We start from the raw sequence: 17,432 nt of genomic DNA on the forward strand, positions 1-17,432 counted from the left end.
ATAAAAAAGCCAGGCGATAAAGCCTGGCCTAAATTATAAAACCAAATTATGGACGAGGTATGAAGCCAACTGCATCATAAACCGCTTTAAGCGTCTGCTCAGCGCGTGCGCCCGCTTTTTCTGCACCATTACGCATGATGTTATCTAACAGCGTTTGATCTTCACGAATTTCTTTGAAACGCGCTTGAATTGGTTCGATCATATTCACCACTGCCGCAGCGGTATCTTTCTTCAAATGACCATACATTTTGTCAGCATATTCTGGTACTAAATCTTCTACTGAGCGTTTTGTCGCCACTGACAATAAAGTAAGAAGATTTGATACACCCGGCTTTTCATCGCGGTCGAAATAAATACGTGCTTGCTCATCTGAATCAGTGACGGCTTTTTTTAACTTCTTCTCGATTTTCTTTGGCTCGTCTAACAGCATGATGTACGCATTTGGGTTTTCATCCGACTTAGACATTTTCTTCAGTGGATCTTGCAAGCTCATCACGCGCGCGCCAAGTTCTGGGATATAAGGTTCTGGTACTTTGAAAACATCACCGTATAAATTATTAAAGCGTGTTGCGATATCACGGGTTAACTCAAGGTGTTGCTTTTGATCTTCACCGACTGGTACTTGGTCTGCTTGATACAATAGGATATCTGCAGCTTGTAAAACTGGGTATGAGAATAGACCCACATTCACATTGTTCGAATGCTTTGAAGACTTATCTTTAAACTGCGTCATGCGGTTTAGTTCGCCCATTTGCGCGTAACAGTTAAGTACCCATGACAACTGTGCATGTTCAGGCACTTGAGACTGAACAAATAATGCTGATTTCTCAGGGTCAATACCACAAGCAGCGTACAATGCAACGCCATCTAACACGCGCTCGCGTAGCATTTTAGGATCTTGGCGAACTGTGATCGCGTGTAAATCAACTAGCATAAAGAAACAATCATGATCTTGTTGTAACTTAAGCCACTGGTTTATGGCGCCTACATAATTGCCTATCGTCATACCACCGGTTGGCTGAATGCCACTTAACACTACTGGTTTAGTCATGTTGTTCCTTTATTAAATTTACTGATTTATTGCTGATTAATGATTGGGATTATATCTAAGAACCCGTCGCATAGGTACTCAGGTTCAAGCTCTTTTAAGTCGAATCCTTGATTGTAACCATAAGTCAACGCGAGTACATCAATTTCTGCGCTTTTAGCCGCGACAATATCGCTCTTTGAGTCTCCAATCATGATTGCCTTTTCTGGCGAAATATTAAGTGCCTCACAGGCTTTTAAAAGTGGCGAAGGTGACGGTTTTTTCTCACCATCATCACCACACACTAATACTTTAAAATGTGACGTTAGGTTTAACTTTTCTAAAAGTTGCTCGGTAAAAACACGATCTTTATTAGTCACAATGGCTTTTGGTAAGTGCGCTGTTGCCGCTAAGCCGGTTTCAACATGTTGATAAAGCGCAACATAGTCACCCGAAAGTTGCTGGTAATGATTTTTAAATCTCGCGACCGCATCGGCGACTAGATGTGTAGGTAGCTCAGGATTGACTACCATTTCACCACTCAATGCTCGCTTCACGAGCATTTCAATACCATTACCAACCCAAGTCGTTACTTGCGCATAACTTACTATTGGAAACGCTAATTCAGTCAAGGTTAAATTCAGCGCCATATACATATCTTGGGCGCTGTCGACTAAAGTGCCATCTAAATCAAATAGCACACCTTGATATTTCATCGTGAAACCTTCGCTAGCTCTTCACGCATTTGCGTAATGACTTGCGCATAATCAGGTTGATTAAAAATAGCTGAGCCCGCCACAAACATATCAGCGCCTGCTGCTGCTATTTCTGCAATGTTATCGACCTTCACACCGCCGTCGATTTCTAAGCGGATATCTCGACCCGATGCGTCAATTCGCTCACGGACTTGCTTTAATTTATCTAAAGTCTGAGGAATAAAGCTTTGTCCACCAAAACCAGGGTTAACCGACATCAATAAAATGACATCCAATTTATCCATCACATAATCTAGATAATGTAATGGTGTTGCAGGGTTAAATACTAAACCCGCCTGACAGCCGTGCTCTTTGATTAATGAAATGGTTCTATCAATGTGCTCGCTGGCTTCTGGATGAAAAGTGATGATACTCGCACCTGCTTTAGCAAACTCTGGAATGAGTGCATCAACCGGTTTTACCATTAAATGCACATCAATCGGCGCCTCAATACCATAATCACGTAATGCCTTACATACCATAGGACCAAATGTCAGGTTTGGTACATAATGATTGTCCATCACATCAAAATGTACAACATCAGCGCCTGATTTTATGACACGCTCAACGTCTTCGCCGAGTCTTGCGAAATCAGCAGATAAAATAGAAGGAGCAATAAGGTATTGAGGTTGTTTTTGCACGGTAAACTCTCTTTAAATGATACATCAGTTGTCAGCGTTACTTTACCGCAATTCATGCCTTGTACCCAAGTTTTATTCTACTCCTTCCTACATGGAAAATAGACTAAAAACTCCAATCACATTACTTCCCTTTATGGCGATTAACGCACAAATTTTTACGTTATCTATGTTTGTTTTCTGAACAGTGGCGGTGTATTATATTGAGATAACTGTTTGGTGGAGTTACACATGTTTAGTCGGCTTAAAACACGGATGCTTGCGGTGACAGCTGTTGTTACATTATCAGCAGGAGTTTACTCTGTTGATTACAGTGAAGAAGTTGCCAGTAGCACATGTTCATGTAGTACAAATACAATTCAAGTTAATATCAATTTGCTTGAACAATGCAAACTTGAAGCACATACAAGCTGGTACGCTTGGTTAACTGGCGAGAGTAGCAGTGCACAGTTTCATTATTTAGATTTACTTGAGTTACTTTTAGGGTCTGATGAAACCGAAAGTAACACTGAAAGTTTCACTTCACACTTTTAATTAAAGTGCAGCTGCTAAGCATGATCCAAAGTGTTTTAGCAGCTATGTTTGGTGTCCAGAGCAAAGCCAAGCGTTATCAAGACTTTTCAAACAAGCACCTCTTTATCTCATTCATACTGATTTCAATTGTATTTGTATTTCTTTTAGTGCTTTTACTTGTTTGGCTGGTAGGTATTATCACCAACTAAATATTTAATATTTTTTATAGATGAGCGAAGGTGATTTTCTCAGAGTGGAAATTTCAATTCAGCCGGTAGCCCGAGTCCTTGAAAATAATTCTCGCGGTTGAACGTTGTTCTAAGTTTTACGCTTTATACAACGCCATGACTTCTTCTATCTTACTGCGCACACTACCTTTACAGCTTATATTACGTTGAACTTGTAAGGTACTTATTTTATCAGCACTTCGGTAAAGCTGTTTCGTAAAATCAACATAATGGTTTGAGATAAGTGTCGATACCCCCCGCTGTTTAGCTGCAATGGCACATTCAACTAAACGAGTTTGATCTTCGTCCGTGAATTTATTGCCGGCATAAGCCGTAAAGCTTGAAGTGAGATTTATCGGAGAATAAGGTGGATCGCAATAGACGACGTCGTGTTTATTCGCTTTGCTAAAAGCATGCTCAAAATCATTACATAAAAATGTCGCGCGCTTAGCCACATTAGCAAATTGCAGTAGCTCTTCTCGCGGGTAATAAGGGTGTTTGTAACGACCAAAAGGTACATTAAAGCCACCTTTTTGATTGTAACGACATAGGCCGTTGTAACCATGGCGATTAAGATAAATGAACAATAATGAACGCTTGTATGGATCTAAGGTATCGTTAAACTCTTCTCTGAGCTGATAATAACGGGCTTCTTCGTTATGATCACCAATGAACAAATACTCGGCTTCACGAATAAATTCTTTTGGTGAGTCTTTAAGAATATTAAATAGGTTAATTAGGTCTTTATTTACATCAAGTAGCAAATATTCTTCAAAATCAATATTTAAAAATACAGAGCCACCACCGACAAAAGGTTCAATTAAACGCTGTTTACCCTTTAAAGGTAAATTCGCTTTAATTTCTTCTATTATCCGCTTTTTTCCGCCCGCCCACTTCAATGGAGAACGACGATTAATGACAGATGAGCCGTTTGCCACTTTAGACCCTTACATTCTTTTTATTCTTTGCATACACAGCGCCACTAGTAAAAATCGACAGCTTAAAACATTCACAGCGATGCGACACTGTAAATAAAGTAACGTCATATTTAACCACAGATAGCGACATAAAAACCATTTTTGTTGTGATGCATTTAAAGTTGGGCGATTCTACACTAATTCACGCTAATTACCGAGTAACAAGCTGAATTTCCTGCTTGATACGCTCGAATTTTTTAAAAAAAGGCTGCCCTGCCAGTACATTTTCAGGCAACTGCTGACGCGCACTTCTTGCTTCATCAATATTTGCAAACGGCGCTTGAATAACAACCCACCAAGACGTACTGTTTCTCACCGTTTGATAGACATACACGTCTTTTAACTCATTTGTTAAGACAAAGCTATTTGCTATCGCTTTGTCTTTCACTGCAAGTAACTGAATAGCCCATACGCTGTCATTTTGCGTCAATAACCATTCTGTTGGTGATAAATCTAATTCGTGATTTTTTGTTTCCAACGATTCTTTTACAGGCCCTGATTTAAGAGGCAAATTTGTCGATTCAGTGGTTGCTACATCTTGTTCAATATCATTACTTGCTGAATTTAATGTTTCAGCAACCGTATCAGCTTCTCCACTTTTAACTGACTGTGAGTTATTTTGTGGTCTAACAACCTCAGCATCTTTACTTGCCCTTGGAGTTTCAAGTGCAGTTAAAACAGCAGAGACGGTATCTGAAGTTGAACCTTTAGATGCTTCTTCTAAAGTTTCTTTCGGCACTTCATCCATAGCTTCGTTAGTTTGTATCGAAGGCTGAGCTGCTATAGTGCCTTGTTGCTGCAATGACTTATCCGTTTTTGTTTCGGTGCTATCTATATTTAACACCTGCTCTGCAGGTAGCACAGTTGCGAGAGGCTCAGCATCATCCACTTGGTCACTAAAATAGAACTGAATTTGCTTTTGATACATAAATGCGACAAGCAACAAAGCCAAGAGCACTGTCAAAGCAATTAAATGCCAACGATAGCGCTTTTTAGGTAGCTGTGTTCTCAACTGGCTCTGTTGCGATGCCTGCCAATTCAGCAGTAACGCGGGGTTGCCATGTGACTCTTGCAAGTACGCCTGAAAAATAGGATCTTCTTCCATTGGTAAGTCTTTGAAGAACATCGCCATCAGTTGTTTAGACTCAGACAGTGACAAACGTTCTAAGTGAATATCAAGTGCACTTGGCAACATTCTAGGCGCTTGTGCTGTTACCAAAATAAACAGCTCAACAGGACTTTTTGCTGACAATATTCTCAGTTGTTCAATGATTTCATCTGATAGATGCCTTGCACCATCTAAAACCCAAAAGCATGGGCCACAAGGTTGTGTTTGATAAAGTTGAAAAAAGTTGTCTGAAAGCGTTTGCGTTTGATCGACCAACGGCGCTCTAAAGCTATTTTGTAGCAACTGAGTCATCAACTCAGTATCTTTCATCTGTGCTGTTACTTGAATATAGGCTTTATTAAATTCAGGATACTTTTCAGTGATTATGGTCTCTGCTAAATAGCTTTTTCCTAACCCTGAAGGACCAACCAAAGCAATGAGATTTTGCCCATATTCGAATTGCATCGCAATTCTATCAACCAAGGCAGCTCGACTCGGCAATATTTGCGATTGCATTAGCGCCCTATTAGCTGACTCACGGCTTCATCAGACACATCATCAACGAGTGCACATTGCCCTAGTTGTGTAGGAACAATGAATCTGATCTTGCCTTGTTGGTTCTTTTTATCTTTACGCATATGACCAATAAACTGCTCACTAGTCATGGTTTCTGGAGCACTTACTGGTAGGTTGTAACTTGCAATCAGCGCTTCAACTCGAGAAACGTCAGACTCACTAACAGAGCCTCGCATGTGCGCAAGCGTCATTGCTAACATCATACCCGCAGCAACCGCTTCACCATGTAACCAGTTGCCATAGCCCATTTGTGCTTCGATGGCATGGCCAAATGTGTGACCCAAATTAAGAAGTGCCCTCAAGCCTGCTTCTTTCTCGTCTTGAGAAACAATTTCAGCTTTGATTTCACAGCAACGGTAAATCACTTTTTGTAACACATCGTTTTGTAGATTGCTGAGTTCTTCATGTTGCTCTTCTAAAAAGTTCAGAAGTGCTAGGTCGTAAATTAAACCGTACTTGATAACTTCAGCCATGCCCGCTGCAAACTCTCTACTGGGTAGAGTTTTCAAGCTATTGATATCGATGAAAACTGCTTTGGGCTGATAAAAAGCCCCGATCATGTTTTTACCTAGCGGGTGGTTTACTGCTGTTTTACCGCCTACAGAAGAATCAACTTGTGATAGCAAAGTCGTTGGAATTTGAATGAATGGTACACCGCGTTGATAGCACGCCGCCACAAAGCCTGTTAAGTCCCCAATTACCCCACCGCCAAGCGCGATTAAACAGGTATCTCGACCACAATTATGTTCAAGTAAAAATGCTGAAACTTTTTCAAACCACTCAAGGGTTTTAAATTGCTCACCATCAGGGAGAATAAAATGCAGAGGCTCTAACTCGTTGAGTTGAGTTAACAGTGAGTCTAAGTACAGAGGGGCAACCGTTTCGTTGCTGATGATCACTGGGCGACATTTACCTATATATGATAACAATCGCCCACTGTCGGTAAGAAGGTTTTCACCAATATAAATGGGGTAGCTACGCTCGTTTAAATCTACATTAAGTTCAAGCATTGGCTACTCCTTTTATAATTTAGAAATCTAACTTCTCAATAATTTGATTTGCTACTACTTTTGCGCTCTGCTCATCAGTGCGAACAACAAAATCAGCAACTTCTTGGTATAAAGGCTCACGCTCTTCAGCTAAGCGCTCTAGTACATCACGCGGTGCTTCTTCAGTTTGTAGAAGTGGACGACGCTTATCTCTTTGAGTGCGAGCAACTTGTTTTTCAATTGGTGTTTCTAGGTAAACAACAATGCCACGCGCTGACAGTTTGTTACGAACTTCTTTGCTCATAACTGAACCACCGCCAGTAGCTAATACAATACCTTGCATCTCAGTTAGGTCAGAAATTACGCCTTCTTCACGACGACGAAAACCTTCTTCACCTTCAAGATCAAACACCCACGCAATGTCTGCGCCAGTACGACGTTCGATTTCTTGATCTGAGTCGAAGAATTCAAGGTGTAATTGGTCTGCCAAATGACGACCAATTGTGCTTTTACCAGCCCCCATTGGGCCTACTAGAAATATATTACGTTTCTCAGCCATATCTATTTAGTACTAACGAACTCTAAAATTTGAAAATAAACCCCGCCTCACGACCTGGCCCCAAAAATTAAGGAGGGGATTATCTCAGTAATTCGTGCGCAATTTCAAGTCAAATCATTTAATTTACCGTAAACCACGCAGAATATAATCATTAATGCGCTGTTACTGGCCGTCTAACATGATTTTCGGGGTCACGAATATCAGCAACTCTCTCTTTTCATTAATGTGACGCGTGTTCCTAAATAAAGCACCTAGGTAAGGTACATCACCTAAAAGCGGCACTTTAGTCACAGCACTGGTGATTTCTTGCTGATAGATACCACCCAGTACGATGGTTTGACCATTTTCGACCAATACCTGTGTTTCTATTTGCTGGGTATTGATAGCAACAGCTGGCCCGGTCGGCGTTTGTACATTATCACCACGCGTATCTTGTGTGATAACGAGGTCCAAGATAATTTTGTTGTCAGGTGTGATCTGTGGCGTGACTTCCATGCTTAACACCGCCTTTTTGAACGTAACAGAGGTCGCACCGCTCGCGCCAGCCGATTCAACATAAGGGATTTCTGTACCTTGCTCAATACGTGCTTTTTTCTGGTTAGCAGTCGTAATGCTTGGTGTAGCAATAATTTCGCCTTTGTTTTCTTGCTCTAACGCCGAGAGCTCTAAGTCAATTAGCGTACCATCCGCTAATTTAGCAAGATGAACCCCAATGCTGCCAGCTGGGTTAGTGACCGGTAAATTGACATTTAAACGATCTGTAAAGGCAGGAATAACACCACCTGATAATTGATCAGCACTCGACAATTTACCAGAGATTGCATCTGATCCTTGCTGATCACTAAAGCCCCAACGAATACCTAGGTCATCTGAAACGTTATCGCTTACTGTTACCATACGAGATTCAATGCGAACTTGCTTAACCGGTACATCCAGTGTTTCGACCATACGACGCACATTTTCAATACTTTTCGCAGTATCTTTGATGATCAAAGTATTGGTTCTAATATCCACTGAGACATTACCGCGATTACTGATAATGCTGTTAATTTCTGTTTTTAGTAAATCTGCAAACTCTTCCGCTTTAGCATAGTTTAATTGCATATACTCGCTATATAATGGCTCTAGCTCTTCTACCTGACGCATTGCTTGCAATTCTTTCGCTTCCCTTGCAGCTAGCTCTTCTGCAGGTGCAACCATTAAAATTGAGCCTTCGGTGCGCTTATCTAAACCTTTAACTCGCAGTACAACATCTAGCGCTTGATCCCACGGCGTGCCTTCTAAACGCAAAGTGATATTGCCTGATACGGAGTCACTGGTGACCAAATTAAAATTGTTGGTATCGGCAATGATCTGTAATACCGATCGAATTGGAATATCTTGGAAGTTTAAGGTAATTGGCTCACCTTGATATACTTTCTCTTCACCAAACTTTTTAGTCTTATTATCTTTTTCTATAGTCAGTGTGAAGATATTGTCGAGTTGCTCATATTTAAACGCAAATGCGCTGTTTGGCTCAATCACCAAACGGCTTTTGTTACCTTCTGAAAAGGTCTCGATTTTGCTGACCACAGTACCAAAGTCAACTACATCTAATTCATAAAGTAATTCATCCAAAATATCAATATGATGGAAGTCTGCAATGATTTTTCCACCGCGTTCCTGCACATCAATTGCAGCTTGTGAAGTCTCTAGAAACACTAATACTTTTGCTTCGCCTTTTTCACCACGGCGGAAGTCAATTGATTGAATGCGGTTTATGTGTTGAGTGAGCTGACCTGTTCTTTGCTCTGAAGACTTTGAAGACTCTGAATCGTCATAAATTGGATTTTCAGAAATTTGCAGATATACCAAATTGTTTTTAACTTTAATTTTATAAAGTTTCAGTTGGTCCATTTCGATTGTAACAATAAAGCCATCTTTGACCATGGTACTTTTGATCTGTTTAATTCCCGCTTTATTCACTTTCAGTTGCTGCAAGCTCTCTTCAAACTCAGCGCCCGAGAAGAACAACTCTAAACGTGCAGGATCATTCAGCACTGAGACTTTGGGCTCCAAATTTAATTGCTCATCAAACACCAACTGCAATTCTGTCTCTGAATTAGAAATCGGGTTATAGCGCACATCATATAACATGGGTAAGGCATTAACTGAGCCAGATAACACAAGTAAAAGGCTTGAGAAAATGGTAGTTTTAAGCAAATTCGCAACCATGCGAGTCATAGTAGTGTACCTTTATTGTTATTCGCTTGCTGAAAGTTGAGTAGATTCAATAATCTCAACTTTCGTTAATCGTTCTTTCCAACAACCTGTTCCATCGGGGATCAGCTCTAATAATTCTACATGGTCATCATAAATACCAACTACTTCACCATGATACAGGCCCATATATTCCCCCTGCTTAACTCGGAAAAGTCCCTGATCAGCAGCTCGGATCAACGCCCAAGTAACGCCAGATAAGGCTATTGTGCCTTTCATCACAAGATTATCAATAGGATACTTTTCTAGAGGATCTCGAGCACGATTTTGATCTGGCTGTAAACAGTTTTTGACCTGAACTAACCTGTTTTCAATCACTTCAGGTTGAGGCGCATCAAATGGACTACGCAGTGAACCGGCACTATATGGAAAGTATTCAAATTCTTTCATATTAGGGATCGGCTCAACTTTCGGTGTTGCACTGGCTTGCACTTGATCAATAAACTCTTTCTGCTGCGCCGTATCATCATTGCAAGCAGCCAAAAAAATTAGGCTTAAACTGATAGCTACACTTTTAAGGTGCATTTATTTAGCTCCTTGTTCATAGCGATACGTTCTTGCAATAACACTAAATACTAAGTCACGGTCATTAGCTCGTTCTATTCTAAAATCATGCAAACTGACAATTCGTGGTAATTGTGCAACCTTGCCAACAAACTCACCAAACTCATGGTAAGTGCCGACCACCTCAAGATTAATCGGTAATTCTGTATAAAACTCTTTCTTTATCTCTGGCATCCAACCAATCTTTAAAAATGTTAGACCACTTGAAGTGCCCACATAGGTCAAGTCATCTAATAATCCAGGTGTTTCGTTAGATGTAGGGAGTCGTTGTAAGAGTTGAGAAAATTGCGCTTCCATATCTTGCATTTGCTGCTTGTATAAATCTAAATTGTTCGCCCTTGCATACTTGAAGCGATACGAATTTCTCAGCTCTTGCTCTTTATTTACTGCAAAGTCATACTCATCAATTGCTGAAGATACTAAGATTGAATAGCCAATAAACAACATGATCACAGTAACCAGAACGACGCACATGGCTTTGACAGGCTTTGGCCATTCACCAATATTATCTAGCTCAATCTCATTCCAATCGATATCTTGTAACGCTTTAAGATCAAAGTTCATCTAACCATTCCCTCACTTTTTCTCTTTGGCATCTTCAAGTTCTTGATAGGACTTAACGTAAAAGTGCATGGTGAAATCGCTCAACAAGCGATTAGTTTGTTCACCTGCAATAATCCCCTGAATCGTAGGCTTTTCTAATAGATAAGAAGACTCAACCTGCCTTAGCATTTGCGACAAACGATTATTTGATTCACTACGACCTACCACTTTTATCATGTTGCCATCACGCTGGAGACTGGTGAGGTAAACACCCGATGGAACAACACGCGCCACTTCATCTATAATTTGTGTGCCAAGATTACGATTACCTTGTAACTCTTCAATTAGGCGAATACGACGTTGTAAATTACCCTTTTGCTTATTTAGATCATTGATTTCTCGGATCCGTGTATCTAATTTTCGGATTTCAGACTGTAGGTAGTTATTTTTTATTTCTTGCCCTGTGCGAAGGCTATCGTAAAAGCTACCGATCAAATACATCACAAATAAAGAAACACCCACAATACTGCCAATCAAAATTAGGAACTTTTGTTGTGAAGCTTGTCTTTGTTGCTCGCGCCAAGGTAGGAGGTTTATATGTGGCATGTGGTGAAACTCCTAAGCGCTAGACCTGTGGCAAGGGTAAACTGAGGTTTGTGCCTTAACAGTACGTTTCGGTCTACTTTAGGTGCAATTTCCATATCTGAAAACGGATCGGCAATAATCGTGTGGATCCCCAATTCATCGACCAGTAGTCTATCGAGACCTTCAACCAAAGCTGTTCCACCTGATAGCACTAGATAATCGACATGGTCTTTACCACTGGTGGTCATAAACATTTGTACTGCTCGGCGGATCTGTTGCAATAAAGCAGTTTGGAATGGCGCTAGTACTTCAAAAGTATAATTTGGCGGTAAGTCTCCGGTTGTTTTTGCCAACTCGGCTTCATCGAACGTTTTGTTGTAGTAAGCAACAATGCTATTGGTATATTGCTCACCACCAAAGACCTGATCTCGGGTATAAATAGTCTTACCTGATTGAACCACGCTCATCAATGAAATCACCGCACCGATATCAACAATCGCAACGATTTTATCAAATGCATCGGAAGGAAGCTGACCATATAAAGTATCAAGTGAACGACTCAAGGCATAACTCTCAACGTCAACCACTTTAGCTTTGTAGCCTGCCTCTTCTAATGCACTCACTCTTGCTAGTACACTCTCTGTTCTAGCTGCAGAAAGCAGTACATTCACTTTCGACGGATCGGCTTCATTGACTGATATTTTCTCAAAATCTAGACTAACTTCGTCTAATGGGTATGGAATTAAGCTGTCGGCTTCAATGGCGATTTGCGACTCTAGTTCAGCATCGGTTAATGAAACATCCATAAAGATCACTTTGGTTATAACCGTTTGACCTGATACAGCAACTGCTGCGAAAGGGGCATGTTTTGGAAAGCGTTTTTTTAGTTTACTGATTGCACGACCGACCGCCTCAATATCTTGTACGGCTCGTTCAGTAATTGCACCTTTAGGGACAGGTTCAATAGCAACAGCTTCAACGCGATAACCGCTGTGAGTTTGCGAAAGCAAAACAGCTTTAACACAGTGAGAGCCTATATCTATGCCAACCATGAGTGGGGCGTGTGCTTTGAACAATTTACTTAACATACCCTGTGTTTTTATCCTTTATTTTAATTTAAACAGGTTATTATTTATGAACAAAAAATACTAATCGAATTTTGTTCAAGCTATACTAGCAGCCTCTACCCACAATTGGGAGTCTAACTAGGGAATATTACGTGACTTTATTAAAAAGATTTTTACAGTTTATTATCGTCTGCGGGTTTTTAGGCGTACTCACGTTACTAGCACTATATTACTACGTAAAATCAGATATCCCTAGTGTTGAGATACTTAAAGAAGTTCAACTTCAAACACCTATGCAAGTTTTTACCAAAGATGGAAAATTAATCAACCAATTTGGTGAAAAGCGCCGTATTCCCGTTAAGATTGACGACGTTCCTAAACCTTTACTCAATGCATTTTTAGCAACAGAAGATAATCGTTTTTATGAGCATTTTGGTATAGATCCTATCGGGATCGTCCGTTCGGCTATTGTATTGATCAGTACAGGGCAAAAGAAACAAGGTGCCAGTACAATCACCATGCAGTTGGCAAGAAATTTCTTTTTAACCCGCGAAAAAGCTTATATTCGTAAGGTAAAAGAAATTTTCATTGCGCTACACATAGAACAATTATTGTCAAAAGATGAAATCTTAGAACTGTATTTAAATAAGATTGAATTAGGCCACCGTTCGTTTGGCATTGGTGCCGCAGCACAGGTTTATTATGGTAAAGAGTTACACGAGCTCACATTAGCGCAGATGGCCATGATCGCTGGATTACCAAAGGCACCTTCAGCGCTAAACCCTATCAGTAACCCGACTCGTGCCAAATCTCGCAGGAATGTGGTTTTAGGTCGAATGCTGACAGAAAAGTACATCACTCGCAGTGAATATAATGAGGCAACACAAGCCCCTATTACTGCAAAGCGACACGGTGCAGAAATAGAGCTTTATGCACCTTATATTTCTGAAATGGTCCGTGCATATATGGTAGAGCGCTATGGTGCTGACAAAGCCTATAACAATGGCTTTAGAGTTTATACGAGTGTTGAATCTGAAATTCAGCTTGCCGCACAACAAGCACTCATTAACAATCTGCATGATTATGACATGCGTCACGGCTATCGAGGGCCTGAATCTGTGCTATGGCAACACGAGATAGACCCTATTCCTGCCCGTGCAGAACTACTTAAAACACTCAATGACGTTAATGAAATTGACCCACTCGTTGCCGGTATAGTCACGCATGTTTACGAGCAGAGCGCTGAGGTGCTATTAAAGTCAGGTCAATCTGTGGTCATTGAGTGGGATGGTCTGAAGTGGGCGCGCGCATACATCAACGAAAAACGACAAGGTGATGCCCCTAAAGCAGCGGACGATGTACTTTCGCCTGGTATGCAGATTTGGTTACGAGAAAATAATGGCTGGCAATTAAGTCAGTATCCACAACCATCGAGTGCCATTGTATCTTTAGATCCAAAAGATGGCCGGATCAAAGCCTTAGTCGGTGGTTATAGTTTCGCACAAAGCCAATATAACCGTGCAGTGCAAGCGAAACGTCAGGTTGGTTCAAATATTAAACCCTTTATTTATTCAGCGGCATTAGAAGACGGTTATACACTTGCTTCAATTATTAATGATGCACCTATCAACCATTGGGATAAAAGCCTAGGTGTTGCATGGCGACCTAAAAATAGTCCTGAAGTATATAGCGGTCCGATTAGAATTCGTCGCGCATTAGCGCAATCAAAAAACGTCGTCTCAGTTAGATTACTAAGAGGCGTTGGCCTGCAGCGCTCTGCCGATCATTTACTTAAATTTGGTTTTGCTGATGAAGATATTAATCGTAGTGAATCTTTAGCATTAGGTAGCGCTGCAATCACACCATTAGAAATGGCTCGCGGCATGAGCACCTTTGCTAATGGCGGTCATCTAATTGAACCTTATTTTATCAGTGAGATAACAGATGCCTATGGTAATTCACTGGGTAAAGCTCAGCCATTAATCGCATGTGATGAAGAGCTGCGCCTCGAAAATACTATGCAATGTGCACCACAAATTATCAGTGAACAAAATGCTTTTCTTGTCTCAAGTGCATTACATAGCGCGATTTGGGGTGGCGGTAGCTGGAAACACAAAACAGGATGGGTTGGTACAGGTTGGCGAGCGCAAACTTTAAAACGCAGAGACTTATCAGGTAAGACTGGTACCACCAATAACTCAGTGGATACTTGGTTCACGGGCTACAATCGAAATGTATTAACCACAGTGTGGGTGGGCTTTGACGATGCAAGCAAATCTCTTGGTCGCGCAGCCTACAACAATAATCTAGGTAAAGGCCAAGCAGTTGGTGCTGAAGCAGGCGCAATTACCGCACAGCCAGCTTGGGTGCGCTTTATGAAAACAGCACTTCAAAATGAACCGCTTGCACCGATTGACCCGGCACCTGGCTTAACTTCTGTTAGAGTTGATTTAAAAACTGGCTTATTAAGTTCGAAAAACGATCACACTAGCCGTTTCGAATACTTTGAGTCTGACACTGTACCGACTAAATATGTGCAGCAAGATAAGTCAAAAACCCCATTCTCTTCTGACTCTTTGCCTGAACAAGATGAGCTGTTCTAACACATAAGCTATATCTAACGGTTAAACAAAAAAAGCGAAGTGCTAAAAACACTTCGCTTTTTTTGTTTTAAGTAACAGTAACTCGTGGCTATTTAAGATTCTGACATAACCAGAATAAATCTGAATGAATGCCCGCTGCAGTCACTTCTTTACCAGCTCCTGGCCCTTGAATAACAAGAGGATTTGCATCATACCATAGGGTTTTCACTACAAAGATATTATCGCCTGGTGTTAAGTTGGCAATCGCAGAACCTTGCTCAGCAAACGCAATACCCACATTTGCGTCAACCTTGCCATCTTCAGCGATACTTAATAAACCGGTATAACGCAGTTCGCAATCATTGGCTTTCGCCTGTGCAAACTTAGTCTCATAAAACGCGTCTAGCTCGCTTTTCTTGGCAAGAAAGTCTTGCCAGCTACCAGTTGCTAAATGCTCAGGCATTAATGGTTCTAAACCAATATCATCTACATCTAATGAAAGACCAAGCTCCCGGGCAAGAATTAACAGCTTACGCTGCATGTCTCGACCTGATAAATCTTCGCGAGGATCTGGCTCTGTATAACCCATAGCCTGTGCTTCTAGTACTAAGTCTGAGAAAGCTTTACTGCCATCATACTCACTGCACAACCAAGACAAGGTACCCGAAAACACACCTTCAACTTGGGTGATTTTATCACCGCTATTTTGCAGGTCAGCTAACGCAAAATTAACCGGTAAGCCCGCGCCAACACTGGTGTTATAACGCCATAGTAAATTACGTTCTTCAAGTTGCTGACGCAAAGATAAATACCAGTCTTGATGCGCTGTGCCTGCATACTTATTAGCACTGATAAGGTGGCAATCACGCTTAACGAACTCTGGGTATAACAAGCTAAATGACTCACTCGCAGTGATATCAACCACTACTTTATGCTCATAATCTAGCTCTTCAATACGCTCTAGCACTTCATTTTGCGCATATGCTTGCGCTTCATTTTGCCACTGAGTTTGCCAGTTATCTAAATTTAAACCACTGGCTGCAAATAGCATTTGCTGCGAGCGTAATAAACCGACAACTTTTAAATCAAATTGCGCTTGCAAACGAGCAACCTGAGTTTGGCACTGTTCAAGGAAAACCTCACCAACATTACCTAGACCCGCAATGATAACCGCCAGCTCTCGACCTTTATTCACTAGTTTGTCATGTAAAATAGCCAAAACATCGCTGTCAATCGCTTGATCTGTTAAAAACAGTGCATAATCTTCATCACTATGTGCAAATCTGAGTACCACGTCTTGCTCTGCCAACACTGATTTAGCCTGCAGCTCTAATGCAGAGATATCGGATTTTGCTGCAACCAGTGCAAAGCCTTGTAAGTGGCTTTCAACCAAGGTGAGACGGCCTGCAAAATATTGGCTTACTTGATGTGTGAAAGCACCTGGTAGCAATAAAAACTCTTCGCCATTTTGTACAAAGTGATGAATACTATGCTGGATAAGCTGACTCACTTCACGCACTTCATTAACACCTAAACGGTCAACACGCACAAGATCTAAATTATCAAATGACGTAATAAAACGTTTCGCCTTACTGTAACCCGCTTTAACGATTTCAGTACCTGGTGCTTCAGGGTCAAAACTGCTACGAACCTGTAACTTGATGCTGGTATTTTTCAAAGGAGATAAAGTTTTAGCATGCAATACAGGATTACCTAAACGCGCTAGTAAATTTGCTTGTTCACGACACACTTTAGGGTATTTAATTGCATTGCTGACTTTTCGTGGATCGGTGCTGAATACACCTTGCGTATCTGTCCAGATAGAGACTGCACCTGCATCGCTATAATTTGCTAACAATGTTGCGCTGTAGTCACTACCATTGCGTCCCAACGTCACAGTATTGCCTTGGTCGTCAGCGGCAATAAAACCTGTGACCACAAAGATGTGATCGTTATCTAAGGTCGCTAAGCACGCTTGCTTATTTTGTTGATGCACTAACTGACCGTTATGCACAGTAAATAACGTTCTGGCATCAATCGCTTGGGCTTGTAAACCGGACTCTGATAAGTAGTTTGCTAGAATGCGCGCAGACCATAATTCACCGTGTGCTAATAGCTCAGCTTCATTTAGAGTTTTACTGTTCGCAGCTTGGGTGATCACTTGTAATTCAGTTAACAGTGTATCGGCCAATTGACGCTGCTTTTCCCCCTGGAATAGTGCGTTAATCAGTTCGACTTGATGGTTCTCAACCTGTAATAGAATATCGTTAAAACTTTGCTGCTCTTGTTGCTGATAACTCTGCCATAGTTTAACTAGGGTATTGGTTGTTTTACCTGCTGCAGAAACCACAACACAATCGCCCAACTGACACTGGCCAACCACGATCTGTGCGACAGCCTGATAACGCGAGGCCGAGCTTAAGCTCGACCCACCAAATTTATGTACTACTCTTGTCATTTTCT

At 41.2% G+C, this 17,432-nt stretch carries 16 protein-coding genes; 3 read left to right on the forward strand and 13 right to left on the reverse strand.

All coding sequences use genetic code 11. The features are described 5' to 3' along the window. Positions 1-46: 46 nt before the first annotated feature. Genes trpS through rpe form a run of 3 tightly spaced genes read right to left on the reverse strand, consistent with a single transcriptional unit; the run spans position 47 to position 2,423 of the window. Positions 47-1,051 (reverse strand): tryptophan--tRNA ligase, encoded by a 1,005-nt coding sequence (gene trpS, locus ABMY35_RS03860; RefSeq protein ID WP_349285091.1) that lies wholly within the window; start codon positions 1,049-1,051, stop codon positions 47-49. A 26-nt stretch (positions 1,052-1,077) separates the two neighbouring features. Next, positions 1,078-1,743 carry a phosphoglycolate phosphatase gene (gph, locus tag ABMY35_RS03865; RefSeq protein ID WP_349285092.1) on the reverse strand — a complete coding sequence of 222 codons (666 nt, stop codon included), beginning with the start codon at positions 1,741-1,743 and terminating at the stop codon, positions 1,078-1,080. Beyond that, the gene (gene rpe, locus ABMY35_RS03870) at positions 1,740-2,423 is read right to left on the reverse strand and encodes a ribulose-phosphate 3-epimerase (protein ID WP_138567286.1); all 684 of its coding nucleotides are present in this window, start codon (positions 2,421-2,423) and stop codon (positions 1,740-1,742) included. Before rpe ends, gph begins: the two co-directional genes overlap by 4 nt. A gap of 228 nt (positions 2,424-2,651) precedes the next feature. On the opposite strand from rpe, the gene ABMY35_RS03875 reads away from it, so the two are divergent. Beyond that, complete coding sequence (locus ABMY35_RS03875; RefSeq protein ID WP_349285093.1) at positions 2,652-2,954, forward strand: hypothetical protein; 303 nt, start codon at positions 2,652-2,654, stop codon at positions 2,952-2,954. A gap of 20 nt (positions 2,955-2,974) precedes the next feature. Beyond that, on the forward strand, positions 2,975-3,142 hold the full coding sequence (locus tag ABMY35_RS03880; RefSeq protein ID WP_349285094.1) for a DUF2970 domain-containing protein: 168 nt from the start codon (positions 2,975-2,977) through the stop codon (positions 3,140-3,142). Positions 3,143-3,258: 116 nt separating this feature from the next. Here the strand turns inward: ABMY35_RS03880 and ABMY35_RS03885 are convergent, their stop codons facing one another. The 9 genes from ABMY35_RS03885 to ABMY35_RS03925 all read right to left on the reverse strand — a co-directional run bounded on the left by ABMY35_RS03885 (position 3,259) and on the right by ABMY35_RS03925 (position 12,408). Then, a complete protein-coding gene (locus tag ABMY35_RS03885) occupies positions 3,259-4,098 on the reverse strand; it encodes a Dam family site-specific DNA-(adenine-N6)-methyltransferase (RefSeq protein WP_349285095.1) in 840 nt (279 codons plus the stop codon). A 190-nt stretch (positions 4,099-4,288) separates the two neighbouring features. After that, positions 4,289-5,761: an AAA family ATPase gene (locus ABMY35_RS03890; protein ID WP_349285096.1), complete on the reverse strand. Its 1,473-nt coding sequence runs from the start codon at positions 5,759-5,761 to the stop codon at positions 4,289-4,291. Continuing rightward, positions 5,761-6,831 (reverse strand): 3-dehydroquinate synthase, encoded by a 1,071-nt coding sequence (gene aroB / locus ABMY35_RS03895; protein WP_349285097.1) that lies wholly within the window; start codon positions 6,829-6,831, stop codon positions 5,761-5,763. The genes ABMY35_RS03890 and aroB overlap by 1 nt, the downstream gene beginning before the upstream one ends. 19 nt (positions 6,832-6,850) lie before the next feature. After that, complete coding sequence (gene aroK, locus ABMY35_RS03900; protein ID WP_138478285.1) at positions 6,851-7,369, reverse strand: shikimate kinase AroK; 519 nt, start codon at positions 7,367-7,369, stop codon at positions 6,851-6,853. 162 nt (positions 7,370-7,531) lie between these two features. Then, positions 7,532-9,592: a type IV pilus secretin PilQ family protein gene (locus tag ABMY35_RS03905; RefSeq protein ID WP_349285098.1), complete on the reverse strand. Its 2,061-nt coding sequence runs from the start codon at positions 9,590-9,592 to the stop codon at positions 7,532-7,534. Positions 9,593-9,610: 18 nt separating this feature from the next. After that, positions 9,611-10,153 (reverse strand): pilus assembly protein PilP, encoded by a 543-nt coding sequence (locus ABMY35_RS03910; RefSeq protein WP_349285099.1) that lies wholly within the window; start codon positions 10,151-10,153, stop codon positions 9,611-9,613. Then, positions 10,154-10,756: a type 4a pilus biogenesis protein PilO gene (locus ABMY35_RS03915; RefSeq protein ID WP_349285100.1), complete on the reverse strand. Its 603-nt coding sequence runs from the start codon at positions 10,754-10,756 to the stop codon at positions 10,154-10,156. A 12-nt stretch (positions 10,757-10,768) separates the two neighbouring features. Next, positions 10,769-11,341: a PilN domain-containing protein gene (locus tag ABMY35_RS03920; protein ID WP_138478277.1), complete on the reverse strand. Its 573-nt coding sequence runs from the start codon at positions 11,339-11,341 to the stop codon at positions 10,769-10,771. After that, positions 11,329-12,408: a pilus assembly protein PilM gene (locus tag ABMY35_RS03925; protein ID WP_349285101.1), complete on the reverse strand. Its 1,080-nt coding sequence runs from the start codon at positions 12,406-12,408 to the stop codon at positions 11,329-11,331. The genes ABMY35_RS03920 and ABMY35_RS03925 overlap by 13 nt, the downstream gene beginning before the upstream one ends. Before the next feature lie 131 nt (positions 12,409-12,539). Here ABMY35_RS03925 and ABMY35_RS03930 point away from each other — a divergent pair, with 131 nt between their 5' ends. Continuing rightward, complete coding sequence (locus ABMY35_RS03930) at positions 12,540-14,990, forward strand: PBP1A family penicillin-binding protein (RefSeq protein ID WP_349285102.1); 2,451 nt, start codon at positions 12,540-12,542, stop codon at positions 14,988-14,990. 88 nt (positions 14,991-15,078) lie between these two features. Here the strand turns inward: ABMY35_RS03930 and metL are convergent, their stop codons facing one another. Next, on the reverse strand, positions 15,079-17,427 hold the full coding sequence (metL, locus tag ABMY35_RS03935; RefSeq protein ID WP_349285103.1) for a bifunctional aspartate kinase/homoserine dehydrogenase II: 2,349 nt from the start codon (positions 17,425-17,427) through the stop codon (positions 15,079-15,081). Positions 17,428-17,432 lie beyond the last annotated feature (5 nt).

This window comes from Pseudoalteromonas sp. BZB3 (assembly GCF_040104455.1).
Lineage (GTDB): Bacteria > Pseudomonadota > Gammaproteobacteria > Enterobacterales > Alteromonadaceae > Pseudoalteromonas.

Bases quoted from the DNA above. Each gene is read 5' to 3' on its own strand.
- aroB (WP_349285097.1), bottom strand. From the start codon at position 6,831: ATGCTTGAACTTAATGTAGATTTAAACGAGCGTAGCTACCCCATTTAT.
- gph (WP_349285092.1), bottom strand. From the start codon at position 1,743: ATGAAATATCAAGGTGTGCTATTTGATTTAGATGGCACTTTAGTCGAC.
- ABMY35_RS03880 (WP_349285094.1), top strand. From the start codon at position 2,975: ATGATCCAAAGTGTTTTAGCAGCTATGTTTGGTGTCCAGAGCAAAGCC.
- metL (WP_349285103.1), bottom strand. From the start codon at position 17,427: ATGACAAGAGTAGTACATAAATTTGGTGGGTCGAGCTTAAGCTCGGCC.
- ABMY35_RS03905 (WP_349285098.1), bottom strand. From the start codon at position 9,592: ATGACTCGCATGGTTGCGAATTTGCTTAAAACTACCATTTTCTCAAGC.
- ABMY35_RS03890 (WP_349285096.1), bottom strand. From the start codon at position 5,761: ATGCAATCGCAAATATTGCCGAGTCGAGCTGCCTTGGTTGATAGAATT.
- ABMY35_RS03910 (WP_349285099.1), bottom strand. From the start codon at position 10,153: ATGCACCTTAAAAGTGTAGCTATCAGTTTAAGCCTAATTTTTTTGGCT.
- ABMY35_RS03875 (WP_349285093.1), top strand. From the start codon at position 2,652: ATGTTTAGTCGGCTTAAAACACGGATGCTTGCGGTGACAGCTGTTGTT.
- ABMY35_RS03915 (WP_349285100.1), bottom strand. From the start codon at position 10,756: ATGAACTTTGATCTTAAAGCGTTACAAGATATCGATTGGAATGAGATT.
- trpS (WP_349285091.1), bottom strand. From the start codon at position 1,051: ATGACTAAACCAGTAGTGTTAAGTGGCATTCAGCCAACCGGTGGTATG.
- aroK (WP_138478285.1), bottom strand. From the start codon at position 7,369: ATGGCTGAGAAACGTAATATATTTCTAGTAGGCCCAATGGGGGCTGGT.
- ABMY35_RS03925 (WP_349285101.1), bottom strand. From the start codon at position 12,408: ATGTTAAGTAAATTGTTCAAAGCACACGCCCCACTCATGGTTGGCATA.
- ABMY35_RS03920 (WP_138478277.1), bottom strand. From the start codon at position 11,341: ATGCCACATATAAACCTCCTACCTTGGCGCGAGCAACAAAGACAAGCT.